The organism is Streptomyces sp. NPDC060198 (assembly GCF_042728415.1).
In the GTDB taxonomy this organism is placed as follows: Bacteria; Actinomycetota; Actinomycetes; order Streptomycetales; family Streptomycetaceae; genus Streptomyces.
The window spans coordinates 1-4418 of record NZ_JBHWZJ010000489.1 but is presented as its reverse complement, the minus strand read 5'-3'; the positions used below and the strand labels follow the sequence as shown (position 1 = coordinate 4418).

The following is a 4418-nucleotide window of genomic DNA, read 5'->3' as shown; positions in this document are numbered from 1 at the left end:
CCCTCGGGCGCGTCGACCGTCGCGCCGACCGCCTCGATCCGGTCGTCGACCACGAGGACGGCGCCCTCGGTCAGCTCCGTGTGGTTGTCGTCCATGGTCAGCACGGTCCCGCCGCGCAGCAGCACCGGCCGGCCCGCGACCGGCGTCTCGGCAGTGGTCATGATCCCCTCCAGAGTCGGGCCGGACATACGTCCGTATGCCGGTCACCACGGCGATAGCGCAACCGCGGTGCGCGCCGTACCCGTCCGCGCACCGGCTCCGTACGGCGTCCCCGGCCGCCCCTGCGACCGCCGGCCGGAGCTCCGCGCGGCAGTGCGGTACCCAGGGCTCCGGATCGCGCGCCGAGTTGTCCTGAATGCCGCCGATTCGCCACACGACTCTCGTGTAACACCCTTGACACACAGCATCGTCTGCCTCCCTACTGGTCTCCGCATCCCACTTTGACAACGTTGTCCAACCATCGTCCGGGGAGGAATGGCTCGGTATGCAGCCACCACTTGACTTTCGTTTCCACGCGGGTCCGCGTCGGAGACACAGCGTCGCGGCCCTCGCGGCGACGCTCGTACTGGTCGGAGCGAGCCCCTCACTCGCCGCCGTGCCGCAGCACGGTTCGCACGGTTCCTCGGCCGACCAGACGTTCAGCTCCTCCTTCGAGGCCGACCAGAAGCAGCCCGACTGGCGCAGCACCGTGGAGACCGGCCCGGACGGCAAGGACCTCTCGCAGGGTGTCGACGGCGGATTCTCCGGCGGCATCGCGGGCAACGTCACCGACCGGGTGACGGATGTCCGCGCCAGCGACGAGAACGCGGGCGGCGGGGAGGTCAAGGAGAACCTGGTCGACGTCTCCTCCGCCACCAAATGGCTGGGCTTCAAGCCCACCGGCTGGGTCGAATTCGACCTCAGTGAGTCCACGAAGGTGACGACGTACGCGCTGACGTCCGCCAACGACCACGACGAGCGCGACCCCCAGGACTGGGTCCTCAAGGGGTCGGCCGACGGTGAGACGTGGACGACGCTCGACACGCGCACCGGTCAGACCTTCGGCGAGCGTCTCCAGACCCGCTCGTTCGACATCGCCGAGCCGGCCGCGTACCAGCACTTCCGCCTGGAGTTCACCAAGAACCACGGCGCCCCGGACGCGATCCAGCTCGCCGACGTCCAGTTCTCGGACGGCAACACCTCCGCCCCGGTGCCCGACGAGATGCGCACCATCGTCGACAAGGGTCCGTCCGGTTCGCCGACGGCCAAGTCGGGTGCGGGCTTCACCGGCACCAAGGCACTGCGTTACGCGGGTACCCACAAGGACAAGGGCCGCGCGTACTCGTACAACAAGGTCTTCGACGTCAACACGCCGGTGACCCGGACGACCCAGCTGTCGTACCTGGTCTACCCGCAGATGACCAAGACGGACCTGGCCTACCCGGCCACGCACGTCTCGGTGGACCTCGCGTTCACCGACGGCACTTACCTGAGCAAGCTCGGTGCGACGGACACCAACGGCGGCGCGCTGACCCCGCAGGGCCAGGCGGACGCCAAGCGGCTGTACGTCAACCAGTGGAACAAGGTCGCCTCGGACATCGGTACGGTCGCCGCCGGCAAGACCATCGACCGGATCCTGGTGGCGTACGACTCCTCCACCGGCCCCTCGCAGTTCCAGGGCTGGCTGGACGACATATCGATCGCCCCGAAGGCTCCCGCGAAGCCCAAGGCGCACCTGTCGGACTACGCGCTGACCACGCGCGGCACCAACTCCAGCGGTGGCTTCTCGCGCGGCAACAACATCCCGGCGACGGCCGTGCCGGAGGGCTTCAACTTCTGGACCCCGGTCACCAACGCCGGTTCCACGGACTGGATCTACGACTACGCGCGCGGCAACAACGCGGACAACCTGCCCACCCTCCAGGCGTTCAGCGCCAGCCACGAGCCCAGCCCGTGGATGGGCGACCGGCAGACGTTCCAGCTGATGCCGTCCGCCGCCTCCGGTACCCCGGACGCCTCGCGCAGCGCCCGTGCGCTGCCGTTCCGTCACGAGAACGAGACGGCGACGCCGCAGTACTACGGCGTGAAGTTCGAGAACGGCCTCAAGGCCGAGATGACGCCGACCGACCACGCGGCGCGCATGCGGTTCACCTACCCCGGTGACGACGCGAGCATCGTGTTCGACAACGTCAACAACCTGGGCGGGCTGACGCTGGACCCGGCCACCAGTTCCTTCACCGGTTACTCCGACGTGAAGAGCGGCGGCTCCACGGGCGCCACCCGGCTGTTCGTCTACGGCGTCTTCGACTCCAAGGTCACCGCGAGCGGCAAGCTCACGGGCGGCGGCGGCGACAACGTCACCGGCTACTTCCGCTTCGACGCGGGCAAGGACAAGCAGGTCGGGCTCCGTCTCGCCACCTCGCTGATCAGCGTCGACCAGGCGAAGAGCAACCTCGCCCAGGAGATCCCGGCCTCCACCTCCTTCGAGCAGGTCCAGAAGAAGGCCCAGCACGCCTGGGACGACATCCTGGGCAAGGTCGAGGTCGAGGGTGCCACCGAGGACCAGCTGACCACGCTGTACTCCAGCATGTACCGGCTGTACCTGTACCCGAACTCCGGCTTCGAGCAGGTCAAGGGTGTCAGCACCTACGCCAGCCCGTTCGTCGCCAAGACCGGTACGGACACCGCGACGAACACCGGCGCGAAGCTCGTCAAGGGCAAGGTGTACGTCAACAACGGTTTCTGGGACACCTACCGCACGACGTGGCCCGCGTACTCCTTCCTGACGCCGAAGAAGGCCGGCGAGATGGTCGACGGGTTCGTGCAGCAGTACAAGGACGGCGGCTGGATCTCCCGCTGGTCGTCCCCGGGTTACTCCGACCTGATGACCGGTACCAGCTCCGACGTGGCGTTCGCGGACGCGTACGTCAAGGGCGTGGACTTCGACGCCGAAGCGGCGTACGAGGCGGCGCTCAAGAACGCCACCGTGGTCCCGCCGTCCTCGGGCGTCGGCCGCAAGGGCATGGAGACCTCGGTCTTCACCGGCTACGCCAACACGTCGACGCACGAGGGTCTCTCCTGGTCGCTGGAGGGCTACCTCAACGACTACGGCATCGGTCAGATGGGCAAGGCGCTCTACGCGAAGACGAAGAACAAGCGCTACAAGGAAGAGTCCGACTACTTCCTCAACCGCGCGCAGAACTACGTGAAGCTGTTCGACAAGGACGCCGGCTTCTTCCAGGGCAAGAACGCCGACGGCAGCTGGCGTGTCCCGTCCGAGAGCTACGACCCGCGCGTCTGGGGTTACGACTACACGGAGACCGACGGCTGGGGCTACGCCTTCACCGCGGTGCAGGACACCCGTGGTCTCGCGAACCTGTACGGCGGCCAGGACGGCCTCGCCAAGAAGCTCGACACGTACTTCTCCACCCCGGAGACCGCGGGCCAGGAGTTCACCGGCTCGTACGGCGGTGTCATCCACGAGATGACCGAGGCGCGTGACGTACGGATGGGCCAGTACGGCCACAGCAACCAGGTCGCGCACCACGTGACCTACATGTACGACGCCGCGGGTCAGCCGTCCAAGACGCAGGAGAAGGTCCGCGAGGTTCTGGGCCGCCTGTACGGGGGCAGCGAGATCGGCCAGGGTTACCACGGCGACGAGGACAACGGCGAGCAGTCGGCCTGGTTCCTCTTCTCCTCCCTGGGCTTCTACCCGCTGGTCATGGGCAGTGGTGAGTACGCGATCGGTTCGCCGCTCTTCAAGAAGGCGACCGTGCACCTGGAGAACGGCCGCACCCTCACGGTGAAGGCCCCGAAGAACAGCTCGAAGAACATCTACATCCAGGGCCTGAAGGTCAACGGCAAGAAGTGGACCTCCACGACTCTGCCGAGCGACCTCCTCTCCAAGGGTGGCGTGCTCGACTTCGACATGGGCTCCAAGCCCTCCTCGTGGGGCACCGGCAAGAACGCCGCGCCGGTCTCCCTCACCAAGGACGACAAGGTGCCCGCGCCGAAGCAGGACGTGCTGAAGGGTGACGGCGCGCTGTTCGACGACACCTCCGCCACGTCGGCCGAGGCCGCCACGGTCGAGCTGCCGGTCACCGGCGCGACGAAGGCCGTCCAGTACACCCTGACGTCGGCGAAGACCGGCGCGGCCCCGAAGGGCTGGGTGCTCCAGGGCTCCTTGGACGGCAAGACCTGGAAGGACCTCGACAAGCGGTCCGGCCAGACCTTCGCCTACACGCAGCAGACCCGGGTGTTCTCGGTCGCCCGACCGGGCGACTACAAGCAGTACCGACTGGTGCTCGACGGCTCGGCGACCCTCGCAGAGATCGAGCTGCTCTCCTGAACCGGGGCGGGTCCGTGGGCGGCGGCCCCCGGACCCGCGCACGACAGCCTTGAGCGCACGCCGGCGGCCGGCATCCCGTGTACGGGGT

General features: G+C 67.7%; 1 protein-coding gene. It reads left to right on the top strand.

What is annotated here, in order from left to right:
- Positions 1-484: 484 nt before the first annotated feature.
- A complete protein-coding gene (locus ACFWEP_RS32190; RefSeq protein WP_387375461.1) occupies positions 485-4330 on the top strand; it encodes a GH92 family glycosyl hydrolase in 3846 nt (1281 codons plus the stop codon).
- Positions 4331-4418: the final 88 nt, after the last annotated feature.

Excerpts from the sequence above, each read along its gene's own strand:
- ACFWEP_RS32190 (WP_387375461.1), top strand. The coding sequence starts at position 485 with ATGCAGCCACCACTTGACTTTCGTTTCCACGCGGGTCCGCGTCGGAGA.